The 19441-nt window shown below is 71.9% G+C and carries 17 protein-coding genes and 1 tRNA gene; 8 read left to right on the forward strand and 10 right to left on the reverse strand.

Annotation, left to right across the window (positions count from 1 at the left end):
- Positions 1-203 precede the first annotated feature (203 nt).
- A complete protein-coding gene (locus tag AB0D34_RS31475; protein ID WP_362667578.1) occupies positions 204-1295 on the forward strand; it encodes an LLM class flavin-dependent oxidoreductase in 1092 nt (363 codons plus the stop codon).
- A gap of 147 nt (positions 1296-1442) precedes the next feature.
- On the opposite strand, the gene AB0D34_RS31480 is transcribed toward AB0D34_RS31475, so the two are convergent.
- Entirely contained in the window at positions 1443-3248 is a 1806-nt protein-coding gene (locus tag AB0D34_RS31480) for an EAL domain-containing protein (protein WP_362667580.1), read from the reverse strand.
- A 284-nt stretch (positions 3249-3532) separates the two neighbouring features.
- Here AB0D34_RS31480 and AB0D34_RS31485 point away from each other — a divergent pair, with 284 nt between their 5' ends.
- Positions 3533-4816, forward strand: a complete 1284-nt coding sequence (locus tag AB0D34_RS31485; RefSeq protein WP_362667583.1) for a M6 family metalloprotease domain-containing protein — start codon at positions 3533-3535, stop codon at positions 4814-4816.
- Between the two features lie 50 nt (positions 4817-4866).
- Here AB0D34_RS31485 and AB0D34_RS31490 read toward each other — a convergent pair.
- From AB0D34_RS31490 to AB0D34_RS31520, 7 genes are all read right to left on the reverse strand, one after another.
- Positions 4867-4940: transfer RNA gene (locus AB0D34_RS31490), tRNA-Lys, on the reverse strand.
- Positions 4931-5518, reverse strand: a complete 588-nt coding sequence (locus tag AB0D34_RS31495) for a bifunctional DNA primase/polymerase (RefSeq protein ID WP_362667585.1) — start codon at positions 5516-5518, stop codon at positions 4931-4933. Before AB0D34_RS31495 ends, AB0D34_RS31490 begins: the two co-directional genes overlap by 10 nt.
- A gap of 136 nt (positions 5519-5654) precedes the next feature.
- Positions 5655-6023, reverse strand: coding sequence for a hypothetical protein (locus tag AB0D34_RS31500; protein WP_362667588.1), 369 nt, complete (start codon positions 6021-6023; stop codon positions 5655-5657).
- Between the two features lie 214 nt (positions 6024-6237).
- Positions 6238-7584, reverse strand: a complete 1347-nt coding sequence (locus tag AB0D34_RS31505; protein WP_362667590.1) for an AAA domain-containing protein — start codon at positions 7582-7584, stop codon at positions 6238-6240.
- Complete coding sequence (locus AB0D34_RS31510; protein ID WP_362667592.1) at positions 7581-9173, reverse strand: hypothetical protein; 1593 nt, start codon at positions 9171-9173, stop codon at positions 7581-7583. Before AB0D34_RS31510 ends, AB0D34_RS31505 begins: the two co-directional genes overlap by 4 nt.
- On the reverse strand, positions 9164-10285 hold the full coding sequence (locus AB0D34_RS31515; RefSeq protein ID WP_362667594.1) for a hypothetical protein: 1122 nt from the start codon (positions 10283-10285) through the stop codon (positions 9164-9166). Before AB0D34_RS31515 ends, AB0D34_RS31510 begins: the two co-directional genes overlap by 10 nt.
- Complete coding sequence (locus AB0D34_RS31520) at positions 10236-11177, reverse strand: phosphatase PAP2 family protein (RefSeq protein WP_362667597.1); 942 nt, start codon at positions 11175-11177, stop codon at positions 10236-10238. Before AB0D34_RS31520 ends, AB0D34_RS31515 begins: the two co-directional genes overlap by 50 nt.
- Before the next feature lie 209 nt (positions 11178-11386).
- Here AB0D34_RS31520 and AB0D34_RS31525 point away from each other — a divergent pair, with 209 nt between their 5' ends.
- Positions 11387-11983, forward strand: a complete 597-nt coding sequence (locus AB0D34_RS31525; protein WP_362667600.1) for a histidine phosphatase family protein — start codon at positions 11387-11389, stop codon at positions 11981-11983.
- A 92-nt stretch (positions 11984-12075) separates the two neighbouring features.
- Here the strand turns inward: AB0D34_RS31525 and AB0D34_RS31530 are convergent, their stop codons facing one another.
- Positions 12076-13482 (reverse strand): tetratricopeptide repeat protein, encoded by a 1407-nt coding sequence (locus AB0D34_RS31530; protein ID WP_362667603.1) that lies wholly within the window; start codon positions 13480-13482, stop codon positions 12076-12078.
- A gap of 229 nt (positions 13483-13711) precedes the next feature.
- On the opposite strand from AB0D34_RS31530, the gene AB0D34_RS31535 reads away from it, so the two are divergent.
- Together AB0D34_RS31535 and AB0D34_RS31540 are read left to right on the forward strand one after the other, a co-directional pair.
- Positions 13712-14104 (forward strand): hypothetical protein, encoded by a 393-nt coding sequence (locus AB0D34_RS31535; protein WP_362667605.1) that lies wholly within the window; start codon positions 13712-13714, stop codon positions 14102-14104.
- A 56-nt stretch (positions 14105-14160) separates the two neighbouring features.
- Positions 14161-15012: a fused MFS/spermidine synthase gene (locus tag AB0D34_RS31540; RefSeq protein ID WP_362667607.1), complete on the forward strand. Its 852-nt coding sequence runs from the start codon at positions 14161-14163 to the stop codon at positions 15010-15012.
- Positions 15013-15020: 8 nt separating this feature from the next.
- Here AB0D34_RS31540 and AB0D34_RS31545 read toward each other — a convergent pair whose 3' ends face one another.
- A complete protein-coding gene (locus tag AB0D34_RS31545) occupies positions 15021-15521 on the reverse strand; it encodes a hypothetical protein (protein WP_362667610.1) in 501 nt (166 codons plus the stop codon).
- A gap of 98 nt (positions 15522-15619) precedes the next feature.
- On the opposite strand from AB0D34_RS31545, the gene AB0D34_RS31550 reads away from it, so the two are divergent.
- The 3 genes from AB0D34_RS31550 (at position 15620) to AB0D34_RS31560 (ending at position 19433) form a co-directional block, all read left to right on the forward strand.
- The gene (locus tag AB0D34_RS31550) at positions 15620-16324 is read left to right on the forward strand and encodes a response regulator transcription factor (RefSeq protein ID WP_362667612.1); all 705 of its coding nucleotides are present in this window, start codon (positions 15620-15622) and stop codon (positions 16322-16324) included.
- Entirely contained in the window at positions 16321-17730 is a 1410-nt protein-coding gene (locus AB0D34_RS31555; protein ID WP_362667615.1) for a HAMP domain-containing sensor histidine kinase, read from the forward strand. The genes AB0D34_RS31550 and AB0D34_RS31555 overlap by 4 nt, the downstream gene beginning before the upstream one ends.
- Positions 17731-18128: 398 nt before the next feature.
- Positions 18129-19433, forward strand: coding sequence for an extracellular solute-binding protein (locus tag AB0D34_RS31560; RefSeq protein WP_362667618.1), 1305 nt, complete (start codon positions 18129-18131; stop codon positions 19431-19433).
- Positions 19434-19441: the final 8 nt, after the last annotated feature.

Below are 19441 nucleotides of genomic sequence, written 5' to 3' on the forward strand. Positions count from 1 at the left end.
TCGGGGCATTTCGGGTACCCGGGCACCTCTTTCCCAAGCGGCGAACTCCCTTGCGGGATACGGAACATGACGCTCCGTAGGACGTCGTGGATCCGCCGCGACGCCTCGCCTCCCGGAACCCCCGGGAACAACCGGGGACATTCCCCTGTTACCTCGGGAGCGACAGCGCACGGCGACACACAGGAACACAGGAGGAGCCCACCGTGGCGGAAGACGAGATCCGGGGTACCGCACAGGGCACTGCCCCCGTACCCCTCTCCGTACTGGACCTGGTCACCGTAGGTGCCGGACGCACGGCCACCGACGCCCTGCGCACCAGCGTCGCCATCGCCGAGCTCACGGAGGCCCGCGGCTACCACCGCTACTGGGTCGCCGAGCACCACTCCATGCCGGGCGTGGCCTCCTCCTCGCCCGCGGTGATCCTGGCCCACCTCGCCGCCCGCACCAGCCGCATCCGGCTCGGTTCCGGCGGTGTCATGCTCCCCAACCACGCCCCGCTGGTGATCGCGGAGCAGTTCGGCACCCTGGAGGCGATGGCCCCGGGCCGTATCGACCTGGGCCTCGGCCGGGCACCGGGCACGGACGGCGCCACCGCCGCCGCCCTGCGCCGCAGCGAGCGCCTCCACGAGGGTGCCGACGACTTCCCCGAGCAGCTCGCCGAGCTCATCCGCTTCCTGGACGACGACTTCCCTGACGGCCACCGCTACCGCCGTATCCACGCGGTACCCGGCCCCGTCCAGGCGACCTCACCCGGCGGCGTGCAGTCCCCGCACCGCCCGCCGGTCTGGCTGCTCGGCTCCTCCGGCTTCAGCGCCCGCCTGGCCGGCAGCCTCGGTCTGCCCTTCGCCTTCGCGCACCACTTCTCGGCGCAGAACACCGTCCCGGCCCTCGACCTCTACCGGGAGTCCTTCCGGCCCTCCGCGGTCCTCGACGAGCCGTACGCCCTCATCGGCGTCTCCGCCCTCGCCACCGACGACGAGAAGGAGGCCCGCCGCCAGGTCCGCGCCGCCGCGCTCAGCATGATCCGCCTGCGCACCGGCCGCCCCGGCCTGGTCCCCACCCCCGAGGAGGCCGAGGCGTACGAGTTCAGCCCCATGGAGGAGGAGTTCGCCGCCTCCTGGAACGCCAACGTCATCCACGGCACCCCGGACGAGGTCCGCTCCGGCCTCGACGACCTCCACAAGCGCACCGGCGCCGACGAACTGATGCTCACGGGCAACGCCCACGGCGGCGACGTACGCCTGCGCTCGTACGAACTCGTCGCGGACGCCTACGGGCTGCCGACGGCCGGCTGAGCGGGTCGGGCGACGTCCGCCGCGGTTCGGCAGCGCCCTGAAGGGACGCGGGGCTGTATCGACCTGCGGCTCCGCCGCGTGAGCGCGACCAGCCACGACATCCCCGCGGACGCTCGACGGCACACCGCGGCACCCCCTGCGGAGCGCCTACGCCTGCACCCGCATCAACCCGGAGATACGATCCGGCGACACCGGCCGTGAGTACAGCCACCCCTGGCCGGTGTCGCAGCCGATGCGGCGCAGCCGGGTGGCCTGGGCCGAGGTCTCGACGCACTCCGCGGTGACGGTGAGGCCGAGGCGGTGGGCCAGCTGGATCATCGCCTCGACGACGACCTCGTCGGCCGGGTTCGGAGCGACGCCCTCCCCCTCGTACTGGAAGCCGCGCACGAAGGAGCCGTCCAGCTTCAGGACGGACACCGGCAGGCGGCTCAGGTACGCGAGGTTCGAGTAACCGGTGCCGAAGTCGTCGATCGCGATCCCGACGCCCATGTCACTGAGGGCCTGAAGGGCCTGCAGCGGACGGCCCGCCGAGCCCATCACCGCGGACTCGGTGAGTTCGAGCTGGAGGAGGTGCGGGGCGAGGCCGGTCTCCGCGAGGGTCTTCGCCACGTCCGCGACCAGGTCGGAGTCCCACACCTGACGGACCGCCACGTTGACGCTGACGAAGATCGGCGGCTCGTCGGGGTGGTCCAGCTGCCACTGCCGGGCCTGGCGGCAGGCGGTGACCAGGACCCAGCGGCCCAGCGGGACGATCGAGCCGTCCTCCTCGGCCAGTGCGATGAACCGATTCGGCGTCAGCATCCCGAACTGCGGGTGGTTCCAGCGCACCAGCGCCTCGACCCCGCGCAGCCGCCCGTCCTCCATGCCCACCAGCGGCTGGTACTCCAGCTGGAACTCGCCGCGCTCGATGGCCGGGCGGAGCGTGGAGGCGAGCGCCTGGCGGGTCACCCGGTGGGCGTTGCGCTCGGGGTCGAAGAGGGTCCAGCGATCCCGGCCGTCGGCCTTGGCCCAGTACAGCGTGGTGTCGGCGGCCTGCATCAGACCCGTCGCCGAGGTGCCCGCCGCCTGCCGCTCGACGACCCCGATCGACGCCGACACCGACATACGGTTGCCGGAGACGTCGAAGGGCGCCTGGATCGCCTTCAGCAGCGACTCGGCGAGGTCGGCGAGCTGCTCGGTGCCCGTGGAGTCCTCGACGAGCAGCGCGAACTCGTCGCCGCCCAGCCGCGCCACCAGCGGAGCCGTCGCCCGGCCGTGGCCCGCCTCGTCCGCACAGCGTGTCAGGCGCTCGGCGACGGCGGCGAGCAGCCGGTCGCCGACCCGGTGGCCGAGGGTGTCGTTGACGGCCTGGAAGCCGTCCAGGTCCAGATAGCACAGGCCGATGCGGCCCGTGCCGCCCTGTTCGCACGACTCCGGCTCAAGGGCGGCCGTCAGCCGCTCGAAGAACAGCGTGCGGTTGGGCAGCCGGGTCACCGGGTCGTGCATCTGCAAGTGCCGCAGCCGCGCCTGGAGTTCCCGCCGGGCGGTGATGTCGGCGACGGACAGCAGCACCCCTGGCATCCCGTCGGCCAACGGAGTGATCGTGATCTGCGCCCACATGGAGTGCCCGTCGGGATGCTTCAGCCGCCGTTTGCAGCGCAGCTTCGCCTGTCGGCCGCGCAGCACCTCGCGATAGGCGTGCCAGGTACGGGCGTCCGAGGCAAGGTCCACCAGATCCGCGGCGGCCGCCCCGGCCAACTCCTCCGGTACGGCGCCCAGCAACTCGCCGAAGGAGGCGTTGGCGTCGACGACCGTGCCCTCGCGGTCCACCACCGCCATGGCCAGCGGCGCTGCCGCGAAGGCCGCACGGTGTGCCGGTGCCCCGGTACCAGCAGCTGTCGTGATGTCACTCTCTGTTACGGCTGACCCGTCGAGGTCTGCCGCGGGCGCCGGCCCTTCGGACGTTCCGTTCACCGCTAGCTCCCGCAGTGCACTCGATCGCTGTCCGCGCAGGAAAGTGTGCCGATCATAGAGGCTGCCCCCAGGCCCTTCCAGCCATTGCCCAGTCTCGCGGACCGGCAACCCCTTCTGGCAGATCGTTTCTGCCCGCAGCTGGACGGGTTCTTCGGCTCCAGGATCGCTTGTGACGTTCCGTGAGCGATTCGGGGGTGTCGGCCGCTTTGGCAGGTCACGCCAACTCACTCGTCCGGTGCAGATAAACAGGACGTATTACCGCAAACACGCACAGTCTGGGAGCGGTGTCCCGCGAACCGCTCCCGGAGGTCCCGTTGCCGCGCCTGTTTCCGCGCACCCTTCCGCGCCCCCGACTGCGCAGCACCGCGGCCGTGTTCACCACGATGACGGCCCTCGCCGCCACCTCCCTCGTCACCGGTCCCTCGGTCGCCGAACCCTTCTCCTCGGCGCCCTGCACCCTGGAACGCACCGAGGCCCACCACTCGGAGGGTGTCGACACCTGGAACACGGCTTATCCGCGCCCGGCCCGCTCCCTCGGCGCGGTGATGGTCTTCCTGTCCTTCCCGGACGCCCGGCCGATGACCACGCCCGCCGAGCTGACCGCCGATCACTTCCCGGCCACCACGGACTTCTTCGAGCGCGCCTCCTACGGCCGCTTCACGCTGCGCCCGCACCCGCTGCGGCAGTGGATCCGGATGCCGCGCCCGTCGACGGCGTACGCCATACAGCGCGACTGGAAGCCCGCGGACCGGGCCGCCTATCTGCACGACGCGCTCGCCGCGGCCGACCGCCAGGTCGACTTCTCGCGCTACGACGTCGTCTACTTCGTCGCCGACCCGGACGCGCCCGGCGTCGACTCGGACGCCACGAAGGTCGTCAACCTGGACGTGCCGCTGCGCGCCGACGGCACGGACGTCCGCCGGGTCGTCACCGTCTTCGAGAAGCACCCCCCGGACCGGCTGGTCCTGGCCCACGAGACCGGGCACGTCTTCGACCTGCCGGACCTCTACCACCGGCCCATGGACGGCAAGGGCGACTGGGACACCTACGTCGGCGACTGGGACCTGATGGGCAGCCAGTTCGGGCTCGCCCCCGACCTGTTCGCCTGGCACAAATGGAAGCTGGGCTGGCTGGAACGGCGGCAGGTGGCGTGCGTACGGGGACCGAAGCCGACGCGCCTGACGCTGGAACCGCTGGAGGCCGGTCCCGCCAACGCAGGGATCTTCGGACTCGGACGCGGCACCAGGCTCGCGGTCGTCCGCACCGGATCCGACAGCGCGCTCGCCTTCGAGGCCCGCGGGGCGCTGGGCGCCGACGCGGCCGTGTGCCGACAGGGCGTGCTCGTCTACCGCGTCCACAGCGGCGCCGCGTCCGGCGGCGGCCCCGTCCAGGTCGTCGACGCCCACCCCCGCACCGAGGCCTGCTGGGAGAACTCCGTCTACCCACCCCTCGCGGACGCCCCGGCCGGCGTCGGCGAGACGTTCACGGTGCCGGGAGAGAGGGTCCGGGTGAAGGTGACGGGGCGGACGACCTCGGGTGCGTGGAATGTGGAGATCGCGGTCGGCTGACCGAGGCACGCGAAAGGCCCCTCGCTGTCGCGAGGGGCCTAACCGTGTCGTGCGCCGCCAGGGACTCGAACCCCGGACCCGCTGATTAAGAGTCAGCTGCTCTAACCAACTGAGCTAGCGGCGCCTGCTGACGTCGTAGACCTTAGCATCCTGATCGGCTGGGGGAAAAATCGAAATCCGTGCGGCGGTCCGGGCCGCCCGTACGGCCGCCCAGACCAGGATTTCCGGGGCCGGCAGCCAGGGGTGACGGGTGTCGGGGGCGACCAGCCAGCGGGAGGTCAGCCCGGACTTCGCGGCGCTCAGCGGGGCCGGGACGGTCACCGCGTCGCCGGTGCCGTGACACAGCAGCGGCGGGATCGCGCCCGTACGGCCGAACTCCTCCCAGCGCAGCAGGGACGGCAGCCGCTGGGCCGTGCCCGGCGCCGCGAACAGCAGCATCCGGCCCCGGAGCGTGGCCACCGGCCCCGACCCCGGCCCCTCGTCCCACAGCCGGTCGAGCATCCGGCGCCCGAACATCGCGGGGGCGCTGACCACGTCGAAGGCGGTGCCGCAGGGCAGTACGACGGGGGCGGCGGGCCGCTCCTCCCAGAACGACAGGGTGCTCCGCGGATACGTTCCCGCCGAGGCGAGCCAGGCGGCCCCGTCCGTCGTGACGCCCGAGACGTCGAAGCGGTCGGAGAACGGTTCGTCGCGTGTGCTCATGCCACCTACATGTACCGGGCGTGAGCAGTCGCTTCCTGAGGGTTGCGGGAAAACGGGACAGGAGGGGGTGAGGAGGGGTATCTTGCCCGCCTGGCATATGCCAAGGATTTTTTACGACGGTTACGGCGGCGACAGCTCACACCGGGTCGGCGTGCCCCGCCCCGCCCTCGGCGCCGCGCAGCAGGTCCCGGCCGAACTCGACCATCTTCTTCGCGTAGTCCTCGGTCCACTCGGCGCGCTCGGCGATGTCCGCCGGGGTGAGCCGGTCGAAGCGACGGGGGTCGGCCAGCTGGGCCGCCGCCATCGCCTGGAACTCCACGGCACGGTCCGCCGCCGCGCGGAACGCGTGCGCCAGCTCGGTGGACCGGGTCAGCAGTGCGCGCGGGTCGTCGATCGACTCCAGGTCGAAGAAGTGCTCCGGGTCGTCGGCCACCTGCGTGGGCTCGAACAGCAGGGGCGCGGGGCGTAGCCGCGGTTCGTTCCGACGCGGCGTGGGCTCCGCCATGTCTTCATCCTCCTCGTACGTCGTCCGTACCGACGGCCCGCAGGTGCATGGGCCACCGTCCATTGTCCCGCGCCCGTGCAAGAGGGCCGGGCACCTCCGGCGGTACCAAGGTCTACGGCCCCCACGATGTTCCGCTCACGGCTTCCGACGGCGCGATGGCCGGCGTCGGTCAAGAGCCGGACTCCGTCCGGCCGGGGTGGGGAGCTGGCGTCGGTCAAGGTCGCCACGGCACCCGTTGCTCGGCCAGCCGTGCCAGCACCGCGTGGTTCGCTTCCCACCCGTCCGGGAACTTCACCAGCGTCCCCAGCTGGACCGGTTCCGTCGACGGGTAGTCGTCCAGGAGGTCGCTCACGCCCGCGCGGCACACCACGATGCAGGCGTGGCGGTGGCGGGAGGCCAGGACGCACAGGCGGCCCGTCTCCAGGTGGAAGGCGGTGGCGTCGGGGCGGCCGGAGAGGGGGTGCAGGACGACCGTGACGTCGTACTCGCGGCCCTGGAGACGGTTCGCTGTGTCGACCGTGACGTCGGTGACGGTGAGATCGGCCAGCGCCTTGCGGACGGCCGCCGCCTGGTCCCGGTGGGCCGTGCCGACGGCGATGCGGTCGGCCGTGAGGGGCGCGGGGTCCGGCGAGCGCTCCGACGTGGCCGCGCCACCCCGGTCCAGCAGCCGCCGTACGACGGTCGCCACCGCCCGCACCGCCTCGGGGTCCGTGCGCGGAGTGTGCCGCGCGGGCAGCTCCAGCAGGCCCCAGCCGGACTCGGCGGCCGCGTCGATCACCCGGTCGGGGCCGGAGCCGTCCGAGGGCACCGCGAAGGCGAGCCGGCGGTCGTCGTGATCCGTGCCGCTGCGGAACGGTGTGTACGGGTAGAAGGCGTCCGAGACCAGCGGCGCGGCCGAGGCCGGGAGCCGCCAGGACACCGGCAGGCGGTGCTGGGGCAGTTCGGGGTTGTGGGCCAGCAGGGTCGTCACCGCCGAGGCCGAAGGGTCGTACGACAGCCCCGCCCACTGCTCGCTGCCGACGATCGCGAACGGGTCCAGCTGCCCCGGGTCGCCCACGAACAGCGCCCGCTCGAACAGGCCCGCCACGGCCAGCAGCGAGTCCGAGCGCATCTGGTACGCCTCGTCCACGATCGCGTGCGCCCACGGCTCGTCGACCTTCACATGCCCCCACTTGGCGGCCGTCGAGATCACGACAGGCAGGCCGGTGAGATCAGCCGCCTTCGCCGACTTGCGGACCTGGGGCAGGTCGTCCAGCGCCTTGTCGTACGGGTCGGCGTCACTGCTGTGCAGCCGCCCGACCGGCAGCTCGGGGTTCTTCTCGGCGAGCCTGAGGACGAGGTCGTCCACCTGGGCGTTGGTCTGCGCGACGACCATCAACGGGCGCCCCGCGTCGGCCAGTTCCAGGGCCGCGCGGACGACCAGCGTGGACTTGCCGGCCCCGGGCGGGGAGTCCACGACGACACCGCGGTGGGTGCCGTGCAGGGTGTCGTGGAGGATCGCGTCGGTGGCCCGCGCGGCCTCGGTACCGGGATCGAAGTCCCGGCGGGCCTGGGTGGTCACAGCACATCCTCCGCGGTCAGGGGATCGGCGGCCTCCTGCACGGCCTCACCGGGCGGGCCGCCGTGCGTCCACGGCGTGGCCTCCGGGTCGGGCAGCTTCGCGCCGCCGCGCTGCTCGTGCTCGAAGAGCGTGAAGCACACCCGGTCGCCCTTCTCGGGGACGGACCCGCTCTCCGGCTCCTTGCCGCGGCCCATCTTGTCGAGGATCTTGAGCACGATCAGCGCGCCCTCCTCCTCGGACCCCACGAACTCCGCCGACTGGGGCTTGCCGCCCAGCGAGCGGTACACCTTGGCCCGCTCACCCAGATGCGGCCGGTCGTCGGTCCGCACGGTCACCAGCGGGCGCGGGCTCGGCCGCCTGCCCTCGCTGTACGTCATGACGACATCGGTGACCTCCCCGGCGAACGCCTCCCCTGCCAGCCGCCGCCCCGCCATCACCAGCGGGTCGTCGAGCGCCTCCTGCGCCTCCAGGCGGGCCTGTTCGCGCTCGCGCGAGGCGAGCTTGTTGGCGGCGGTGACCGCGTCGTCGCGGCGCGGCTGCGGGGGTTCGCCCGCCACGACCCGGTCCCGGTGGCTGGTGAACGACCAGCGGTCGCGCGTCCACCGCTCCTCCGCGTGCGCGCCTTCCGGCAGCGCCCGCAGCAGGTCGAGGCCCTGCCACACCGCGTCCCAGGTGGGGCGGGTACGGCTCGCGACGAGCGCGCGGATCTCCTGCTCGGCGGCGGTGAGCGCGCCGAGCCGGTCTTCGGCCTCCAGGCCGTCCTCGGCGGTGGCCAGGGCGGTCCGCGCGCGGTCGTAGCGCTCGAAGGCGGGCGCGAGCAGCTTGTTGTCGAACGCCGGGTCGGTGGCGGGACCGGCCGGCGGGTGCAGCAGCTGGCCGCGGTCGTCCCGGGCGAGTTCGGCCTCCTGCGCGGCCTCGGCGCCCAAGCGGCCCTCCGGTGGGTCGATCCACGCGAGCAGCGCGCCCAGGTGCTGGTCCTCCAGAGTGGACTGACCGGTGGACCAGTGCCGGGCCAGGACGTCCGTCGTCGCCAGCAGCAGCGAGGAGCCCGGAACCCGGGCCCGCTCCCCGAAGTGGGTCAGCCACCGGCCCAACAGCGGCACCCGGGGCGGGGCCGGATACGGGGTCTCCGGGTCCTGCTCCGCCGTACGCCGGAAACGCATGGAGCGCCCGAGCAGCCGTACGAAATCCACGCCCGCGCGGCTCGGCACGATCAGCTGCGGGGCGTCCGCGCACAGTTCGACCTCGACCTTGACACGCTTGCCGGTCTCCGGGTCGGTCTCGTTTCGCTCGGCGGCTTCCACCGCTTCGGCGTATCCGTCGACGTACGGCAGTACGACATCCGCCAGCTCGGCCAGGAACGCGAACCTGAGGTCCCGGTCGCGCGGCTGCGGTACGACCAGGAGGTGCGGGGCGTCCCGGTCGGTGCCGACGAGCGCGCCGAGCGGGGCACCGGCCTCGCCCGCGGTGGTGAGCGGCACGAAGACGAGAGGGTGGTCGGAGAGATGCCGGTGGCGGACGGTCGCGGCGGGCTGGGCCCTACCGGTGCTGACGGCTTCCAGCCGGGCCAGGGTGGAGATCAGCGACATGCGACCGTCCCCAGGGCTTCCGCCCGCAGCTCCGCCGCTCTCCGCAGCGCCGCCACCGCCGGATCGTCCGGGTCCCCGGCCTCACCCCGGGCCGCCGCCAGCACGTCCTCGACCGTCGTCAGGCCGCCGAGCTCCGCGCGCACCGAGCGGCCCAGGGAGGTCACCGCGCCCGCCTCCCGGGAGCGGTCGCGGCAGTGGAAGGCCAGTTCGCAGGCGGACAGGCACTCGGGGGCGTAGGTCGCCGGGACCGACTCGACCGCCTCGGTCAGTTGCTCGACGGGCAGGTCGGGGGCGAAGCAGGTGCCCTCGGGGAGGGCGTCGGCGATGTCCTGGATGCGGGTGAGACGGGCCAGCTGGCGGGCGGTGACCGCGCGCTGCTTGCGGATGTCGACGGCGGAGGCGGTGGGGAGGTTGGAGAAGTCCTTCGGGCAGACCAGGAGGATCCGGTGGCGCACCTTGGGCGCCGGCTCCATGCGGGCGGCGACCTCCTCCAGCGCCAGGACGTACACCGCGGCCTGGCGGGCGGCCGCGCCCACCTTCGACGGGTCCGCCGAACCGTCCAGCATCGGGAAGGACTTGATCTCCACGACCGTCCAGCTGCCGTCCGGGTGGACGACCACCGCGTCCGGCTCCAGGAAGGCGGGGGAGCCGGCCACGTCGAGCGCGAGCATGGGGTGGTCGAGGAGGGTCCACCCTTGCTTTTCGGTGGCTTCGCGCAGGGCGAGGGCCGTACGCGCGGTACGGCCCTCGGGGCCGATCCCGGTGAGGTCGGGGACCTGGGCGTCGGCGGGCGGTTCCGCGCCGCGGTCCAGCCGCTCATGCACCAGCCGCAGCAGCTCCGCCCCGCCGTCCGCCTTGACCTTCGCCTCGAAGGCGTTGCCACGCGTCAGGGCGAACTGCGACTGCCCGAAGGCGGACGGCGAACCCAGCGCGCTCGCCAGCGTCGTCTTGTTCACCCCCGCGCCGTCGAGGATCGCGCGCCGCTTGCATCCGGGGTTCGCGGCGAGAGCCGCGAGGGCGCGCGCGTCCAGTGCCTTCGCCGGTACCTCGGGCCCGCGCAGCTCAGCGAGCCGCTGCCGGAGCGCCGTCCCCCGCGTCCGTGGGAGCGGCACTCGGCTCGGCTCCGCCGGGGAACCGTGACTCGCGCTGCCGTGGAATGTGCTCACCCGCGGAAGTCTGGCATCCGCCACTGACAATCGAGGGCTCTGTGCCACGAGAGGCCGCGGTGACGGTGGATATCCGGGCCCGGACGCCCGCCGTGGCCCGGGTCACATACGGGGCGAGCAGGAAGCCGGCGCCCATCACGGCCGCGCCCGCGACCGCGTCGAGGAAGTAGTGGTTGGCGGTGCCCATGACCACGATCGTGGTGATCAGCGGGTAGCCGACGGCCGCGACCTTCGTCGTACGCGTCCTGCCGTAGAGCCACAGCATCACACCGCACCACAGGGCCCAGCCGACGTGCAGGCTCGGCATGGCCGCGTACTGGTTGGTCATGCTGCCCATGCCCCGGGGCGCGCTGGCCTCGCCGCCCCACCAGCCGTACGAGCTGTACTGGGCCATCGTGTCGACGAAACCGTGGCCCGCCGAGAGGAGGCGGGGCGGGCAGGTGGGCAGCAGGGTGAAGCCGATCAGCCCGATGAAGGTGGACGTCATCAGCCAGGTGCGGGCCGCGCGGTAGTGCACGGTCCGGGAGCGGAAGAGCCAGACCAGGATGGCGGGCGTGACCAGGTAGTGCAGCGAGGCGTACCAGAAGTCCGCCGGTACGCCGATCCAGGCCTCGCTGGTGAACAGCCGGTTCAACGGGTGCTCGGCGTTGATGCGAAGGAACTTCTCGACCTTCAGGATCGCCAGGCCGTGGTCGACGGCGCTGGTGACATCGCCCCGGGCGAGCAGCCGGCCCGCGCTGTAGCAGGCGTACACGAGCAGGATCAGGGGCAGCTCGGTCCACCAGCGCAGCCGCGTCCGTGGGGCTGCCTCGATGCCTGGTGTCTCGGTCTGCGGCATCCGAACCTGTCCCCCTTCGTGTTGCGCGGCGTCCGGCTGTCCTTGTCCGGTCGTGCCACTTTACGGCGTATGTGCGGGCCCTTGTGGAGTGCCCCCACGCAGCGCCTTCGGCCCTCAAAGACGCTGAGATCGCCCGCCGGGTTGCCCCCGCACAGCGTGCGGGATGATGGAGGGGTTCCGCCTCCGTTTTCCCCCGGAAAGGTTTTTTCATGGCACCGCGCATCCTGCTGGCCCGGCATGGACAGACCGAGTGGTCGCTGTCCGGCAAGCACACGGGCAGGACCGACGTGCCGCTTCTGGAGGAGGGCCGGCGGGGCGCCAAGCTGCTCGGGGAGCGGCTGCACCGGGCACCGTACGACGGTCTCCCCGGCCTGGAGATCCGCACGAGCCCCCTGGCACGCGCGCGTGAGACGTGCGAACTCGCCGGGTTCGGGGAGCGGGCGACCACCTGGGACACGCTCATGGAGTGGGACTACGGCGCGTACGAGGGCATGACACCGGACGAGATCCAGGCGGTGCGGCCCGGATGGCTGATCTGGCGGGACGGCGTCCCCGAGGGGGAGTCCCTGGCCGAGATCACCTCGCGCGCGGACGAGGTCGTCGCGTGGGCGCGTGCCGCGGACCGGGATGTGCTGGTGTTCGCCCACGGGCACATCCTGCGGTCCATCGGGGCGCGGTGGCTGGGGTTGCCGATCGATTTCGCGGCGCGGGTGCGGTTGAATCCGACGTCCTTGTCCGTGCTGGGCTGGGCTTATGGGGAACCGGCGATCGAGAGCTGGAACGACTTGGGGCATCTGGGTTCGTAGCCGGGTGCCGGGCAGGTGGGGGCTGTATCGATTTGCGGCTCCGCCGCGTGGGCGCGACCAGCCCCCACCGGCCCGCAGACGAACAACCGCCCTCAAGCCGTCCGAGGCAGAGCCGCATGGCGTTCCAGGAACGCCGACACCCCCGAAGCCCGCCGGTGAGGCAACAGCACCCTCGCCGTGCCCGCCAGCATCGACTGGATTCTGGACGACTGGACCTCGCCCAACAGCTCCAGCACCCGCAGCCCCGCCGCCGCACCCTCGTCGGGGCGGCCGCCACGGGCCAGGTCGTCGGCCAGTTCGGCGGTGTACAGCGCGATGTTGCGGGTGAAATGCGGGTCCTGGAGATCCGCCGCGCGGCGCGCGTGGCGGGCGGCCCGGGGCCAGTCGCCCAACGTCGACCAGCACTGCGCCTCCAGGCCCTCCAGCTCGGCCTCGCCGTAGAAGCTCATCCACTCGGGGTCCGCGTCGCACGGGCCCCGCTCGAAGAAGGCCTGCGCCCGCGCGAGAGCCCGCTCGCTGCCGGTGCGGTCGGCGAGCCCCGCCCAGCCGCCCGCCTCGCGCAGCGAGAGCAGCGACATCAGACGAGGCGAGCCGAGGGGCCGTGCGACCCGCTGCGCGGCCTGTGCCGCCCGCACCGCCTCCCGCGGCCGCCCCGCGTCGCGCGCCAGGAAGGCGGTGTTGCAGAAGGCGTGCGCCTCCAGGGCGTCGTCACCGGTCACCCGGGCCGTCGCGAGGGCCTCCGCGTAGTGCGAGCGGGCGTCGTCGAACCGCCCCGAGTCGTGCGCGAGCCAGCCCACCGAGATGGCGAGTTCACCCGCGCCCGAGTGCAGTCTGTCGGCGGTCGCCTGCCGGGTGGCGCCGGCGTCGAGCAGCGCGTAGGCGGCGCGCAGTGGAGCCGCCGCACGCCGGTACAGGCCGTCCGCGCCGTGCCGGTCGTCGAGCAACCGGATTCTGCGCACGGCCTCTTCCAGGATTCCCGCCTGGCTCGCCCCGGCACGGCGTACCGGCCGGCCGGCGGCGTGGGCATCGGCGGCGAGCCCGAGGGGGCCCAGCGAGGCGGCGGCCACTGTGGCGCCCCCGCCGGTCATGAATGCGCGACGCAGCACGTCGCTCTCCTCGTAGTTGTCGTACGTGTCGTCAGGGTCCTGCGTGTCTTGCGTGTCATACGGCTCGCACGTCCCCGGCGTCTCATCCGTGGCGCGCGCCCGGCGTCCGCGTACGGACGAGCGCGGCGCGAAGCCCAGGTCGGTGAGCGTGCGGCCGGGGAACATGTGCAGGAACACCCGTTCGTACGCGTAGTTGGGGCAGCGGATCTCGCCCGCCTCGACGCGGCCCACATAGCGCGCGTCGCAGCTGACCTGCTCGCCGATCTCGCGCGCGGCCCGTCGTACCGCCGCGGCGAACTCGGCCGGCGAGCGCTGTCCGCGCAGGCGCCGGAACGCGAGGTTCGGCCGTGGTGGCATGGGGGACTGGGACGAGGTCACCAATGACGACGCCATGGCCGGGTCCTCTCGTGCGAACCGTCGAACCATGCCGGACGCGGGGCGAGTTGACTGGTTTGTCAGTGTGACGCCCTGTTTCCGGCGGGCAAGAACGTACCTGCTGTGTCCGGGCCGCCACGCGGGGTTTGGCTACAAACCGGATATCTCATCCGGGATCTGCCATGAACTGCCATCCTTTGCGGCGGACTTCCGCCGTTGCCGTTGACGCGGGAGGGCGTTGAACCCCATGGAGTCGGACGAGGGTTCCTTGGTGGAGGCCGCGATGGAGATCAGCTGTGACGTGGTCACGGTACCGACGCGACACGGCCTGGAGGCCGTCGACATCCTGCGGCGGGGGGTGGGGGACGGGGTGGGGCCGGTACTGCACGACGACGGCGGTCAGACGTTGGGGTTCCTGGTGCCACCGGGGACGGCGGCGGCGTGGGACGTGCCGGGGAGCACGTGCACGGAGACCAACGGGCGGGGGCTCCGGCTGACCCCGGAGCCGGAGCCACCGGTCGAGGGCTCGGACTGGCTGCTGCCGCCGGGGGATGCCGATCTGGCGACCGACCCGGCAGTGCTAAGGGCAGCACTGGACGAGGCAGCAAGACTGATCGAGGCCGCAGACAACTGCCGGTGACGGCACCCGCCGGGCCCGCAGACGCGATACGACCTCCCACCCCCGATAATGGCGGAGTGGGAAAGTCCAGAAGGTCCGCTGAATCCGTCGTAGAACCAGTGGACGGCGGCCTCGCCGAGCTCATCCCCGACCGGGAGCGGCCCCACGCCTGGACGCTGCTCATCGACGGCGCCCCACAGTCCCACGTGGACCTCGACGACCCGCGGCACCTCTCCTTCGAGTACCAGCGCCGCCTCGGCCACGTCATCGACCTCGCCGCGCCGGTCGGCAAACCCGTGCACGCCGTCCACCTCGGCGGCGGCGCGCTCACCCTCGCCCGGTACCTCGCCGCCACCCGCCCCCGCTCCACCCAGCAGGTCGTCGAGCGGGACGCGGCCCTCGTCCGACTGGTGCGACAGAAGCTCCCGTTGGAGCCCACCGCGCGGATACGCGTGCGGTCAGTCGACGCGCGCGAGGGCCTCGCCAAGGTCGCCGACGGATGGGCCGACCTCGTGATCGCCGACGTGTTCAGCGGCGCCCGAACCCCCGCGCACCTCACCTCGACCGAGTTCCTCGACGAGGTCCGCAGAGCGCTCAAGCCGGGTGGTTTCTACGCCGCCAACCTCGCCGACGGACCGCCGCTGGCCCATCTCCGGGGCCAGATCGCCACCGCCGCCGCCCGCTTCCCCGAACTCGCCCTCGTCGCCGACCCGACGGTCCTGCGCGGCAAACGCTTCGGCAACGCAGTCCTGGTCGCCTCCGACTCCCGACTGCCGGTCGCGGAGCTGACCCGCCGGGCCGCCTCCGACCCGCACCCGGGCCGCGTCGAACACGGCAAGGCGCTCCTCGACTTCACGGGCGGGGCCGTACCCGTGACCGACGCCAAGGCCGTGGCCTCCCCGGCCCCGCCCGCCTCGGTCTTCCGCTAGACGCCAGGTCAGTACGTACCGATCTCCACCCGCGGCGGACCGTCGTGCCAGGTGCAGAACACCGAGACCCGGTCCGCGCCCGAGGAGAACTCCACCCGGATCCACGACTCCGTCTTCCACACCTGCATCGACCAACCCGTGCCCGGTGTCGCGGAGACGAGGGTCGCCGAGGTCTCGCCGAGGTCGAAGACCGCGCGGCCGCCGTCGGTGTCGTAGCTCCTGACCTGACCGGAGGCGGTGGGAGTGGGGCTCTTCGCAGGGGTCGGTCTCGCGGTCGTGGTGCTCGGCGTCGGCGACGGGCTCTTCGTCGGGGCCGCCCGCTTCGTCGGCGTCGGTGACGCCAGCGGTTTCGACTCCTGCGTGGTCGCGTCGGCCGCCGTGATGGGCAGGGCGCGGGGCGGGTCGTAGGCCGTGCCCGCCATGACCGTGTGGACACCCCACCACGACAGTGTGACCGCCGCGCCTGTGGCGAGCAGCCAGGCCAGTACGGCTACGAGTCCTCTGCGCATCGCCCGCCATAGTGCCTCACGCGTCCCACAGGCCGCACCCGGACTGAGTTATCCACAGGCCCCGACCGTGTCCGCCCGAATCGCGTACGGTGCGGCGCATGGCAAGTGTGCTCGTGGTCGAGGACGACCAGTTCGTTCGCTCGGCGCTCATCCGGCACCTGACCGACGCGGCACACACCGTGCGCAGTGTCGGGACGGCGTTGGAGGCGCTGCGCGAGGTCGCCCATTTCCGTTTCGACGTGGTGATCCTGGACCTCGGTCTGCCCGATCTCGACGGGTCCGAGGCTCTGAAGATGCTGCGTGGCATCACCGACGTCCCGGTGATCATCGCCACCGCGCGGGACGACGAGACGGAGATCGTCCGCCTGCTGAACGCGGGGGCGGACGACTACCTCACCAAGCCCTTCTCGGTCGAGCACCTCTCGGCCCGCATGGCGGCCGTCCTACGACGGTCCCGCGCCGCCGGAGGTGACGCGCCGCCCGAGACCGTGCTGCGCGTCGGCGGGCTGAGCGTCGACCCGCTGCGCCGCCAGGCCGAGCTGGACGGCGCCCGACTCGACCTGACCCGTCGCGAGTTCGACCTCCTCGCCTTTCTCGCCGCCCGCCCCGGCGTGGTCGTCCCTCGCAAGGAACTCCTCGCCGAGGTCTGGCAGCAGTCCTACGGCGACGACCAGACGATCGACGTCCATCTCTCCTGGCTCAGGCGCAAGTTGGGTGAGACGGCGGCGCAGCCCCGCTATCTGCACACCCTTCGAGGTGTCGGCGTGAAGCTGGAACCGCCGGGCGGAGGGCTGCCGTCGTGAGATGGGCCCTGGTCAAGGTCTGCCTGGCGGTCACCACCATGGTCGTGGTCGCCTTCGCCATCCCGCTCGGCCTCGTCATCAAGGAGATGGCCCGGGACCGCGCGTTCTCCAACGCCGAGCGCGAGGCGGCCGCGGTCGCCCCCGCCCTGTCCATCACCACCGACCGCGACCAGCTGGAGCGGGTCGTCGCCTCGGCGGGCTCGGACTCCGGGATGGCCGTCCACATTCCGGCGAGCGGAGGCCGGAAGGACGGTCAGAAGGGCGTCGACCTCGGACGGCAGCGCGCCGCCGCCGAGGACATCGCGACCGTACGGAAACTGGGCCGCGCCTCCACCACCGAGGTGCCCGGCGGCTCCACCCTGCTCCAGCCGGTCGCGCTGAGCTCCGGCGAGATAGCCGTCGTCGAGGTGTACGTCCCCGAGTCCGAGGTGCTGGGCGGCGTCGCGACCGCCTGGGCGGTCCTCGCGGGCGTCGGCATCGCGCTCGTCGTCGGCTCGGTCGCGGTCGCCGACCGGCTCGGCGTACGAATGGTGCAGCCCGCGCAGAAACTCGTCGAGGGCGCCCATGAACTGGGGGAGGGGAAGCTGGGCGCCCGGGTGCCGGAGGAGGGGCCGACCGAACTGCGGCTGGCCGCGGTCGCGTTCAACTCCATGGCCGACCAGGTCGTACAACTGCTGGCGAACGAAAGGGAGCTGGCCGCCGATCTGTCGCACCGGCTGCGCACCCCGCTGACCGTGCTGCGGCTCAACGCGGCCTCGCTCGGGGACGGGCCGGCCGCCGAGCAGACCAGGGCCGCGGTCGCGCAGTTGGAGCGCGAGGTCGACACCATCATCCGTACCGCCCGGGAGGCCAAGCCGCAGACCGCGGCGGTGGGGCCCGGCGCCGGGTGTGACGCGGCCGAGGTGGTCCGGGAGCGGATGGGGTTCTGGTCGGCGCTCGCCGAGGACGAGGGCCGCAAGTGGCGGGTGGCCGGCACCGAGCGGCCGGTGCGGATACCCGTGGCCAGGGCGGATCTCGCGGCCGCCCTCGACGCCCTGCTCGGCAACGTCTTCCGGCACACCCCGGAGGGCACCGCCTTCGCGGTCGACGTGCACAACGGCGAGGACGCGGTGATCGTGCTCGTCTCCGACGCGGGGCCCGGCATCCGGGACCCCGAGGCCGCGATGGCCCGTGGGCGGGGGTCGGGCAGCGCCGGGTCGACCGGGCTCGGGCTCGACATCGTGCGGCGGCTCGCGGAGTCGACGGGCGGGGACGTGCGGATCGGGTCCTCGGTGCTGGGCGGCACCGAGGTGCGGATCTGGATCCAGCTGGCCGGGCGGGCACCGGAGCGCCGGGGGCACCGGGTGCGCCGACGCCGAACGGGCAAGTTGGTCTCGACCTTTAACCGACCCCGATCCCTTCCTTAAGCGCGCCCCAAGATCCGCAATGGTCGCCCTGATCAGGCCATTTGCCCAATTCCCGGTAGCTGGCGTGCCGCGGGGCGGTGGCCGCCGCCGTCGTGGGGACCGGCGCGGGTCCCCGGGCTGTCCGACGGTGCGGCCTGGAAGGCGGTCGGTGTCGCGCCGATGATTGGCCCGCTGAAGGCATTCGCGGCGTACGACTGAACCCGTCGTCCGTGAGGCTCCTGTGTCACCGGGAGGCAGGTATGTCGGTCACGTTTCGACAAATCGGGCCGATAGCTATTGACGCATGACCTGACATAAGGCTGTCATTGCGCCACCGTGTTCGGTCAAGTTGATTTCTGGTCGATTACGACCGGTCTTCGAATCCCTCCATGACCGGACCCTGCCTTCAGGAGCCGTACATGCGTGATCTCTCGTCGTCCCTTCCCTCTCCGAGCCGTCGTGGCGTCCTCAAGGGCGTCGGCGGTGCCGCCCTGCTCGGGGCCGGCATCCCCCTCCTGAGCGCCTGTGGCAGCAGCGGCAGCTCCTCGGACCCCAAGACCGTCAGCCTGGGCTCGAACCAGTCCGACGCCGTGCCGAAGAAGGCCTACGGGGAGATCTACACGGCGTTCACGAAGCAGTCCGGGATCACGGTCAAGGTCAACACCAAGGACCACAACACGTTCCAGGAGCAGATCAACTCCTACCTGCAGGGCACGCCGGACGACGTGTTCAACTGGTTCGCTGGCTACCGCATGCAGTTCTTCGCGTCCAAGGGCCTCGCCTCGCCGATCGACGACGTGTGGGAGAAGATCGGCGACAACTTCCCCGACGCCATGAAGAAGCTCAGCAAGGGCGCGGACGGCAAGTACTACTTCGTGCCGCTGGTGACGTACCCGTGGGCGATCTTCTACCGCAAGAGCGTCTTCAAGCAGTACGGCTACGAGGTCCCCACCACGTGGGACGCCTTCGTCGCGCTGTGCAAGCAGATGAAGAAGGACAACCTGGTCCCGATCGCCTTCGGCGACAAGGACGCCTGGCCGGCGATGGGCACCTTCGACCAGCTGAACTTCCGCACCAACGGCTACGACTTCCACGTCGACCTGATGGCGGGCAAGGCCTCCTGGACCGACGCCAAGGTCAAGAACGTCTTCGACCACTGGAGCGAGATCCTCCCCTACCACCAGGAAGGCTTCATGGGCCGCACCTGGCAGGACGCCGCCCAGACCCTGGTGTCGAAGAAGGCCGGCATGTACGTGCTGGGCACCTTCGTGGCGCAGCAGTTCACCAACAAGGCGGACCTGGACGACCTCGACTTCTTCGCCTTCCCGGAGATCAACCCCGCGTACGGCCAGGACACCGTCGAGGCGCCGGCCGACGGCTTCATGGTGTCCAAGTCGCCGAAGAACAAGGCGGGTGCCACCAAGCTGATGGAGTACCTGGGCACGCCGGAGGCGGAGCAGATCTACCTCAAGTCCGACACCAGTGTGGTGGCCGCCTCGAACAAGGCCGACACCTCGTCGTACACGCCGCTGCAGAAGAAGGCGTACGAGATGATCACGGGTGCCAAGAGCCTGACCCAGTTCATGGACCGCGACTCCCGCCCGGACTTCACCGCGACGGTGATGCAGCCCTCGCTGCAGAAGTTCCTCCAGAACCCCAAGGGCGTCGACAGCCTGCTGTCATCGATCGAGCGCCAGAAGAAGACGATCTTCGCGTCCTCCTGAACTGAGCG

It is taken from the genome of Streptomyces sp. NPDC048420, assembly GCF_040651535.1.
GTDB lineage: Bacteria > Actinomycetota > Actinomycetes > Streptomycetales > Streptomycetaceae > Streptomyces.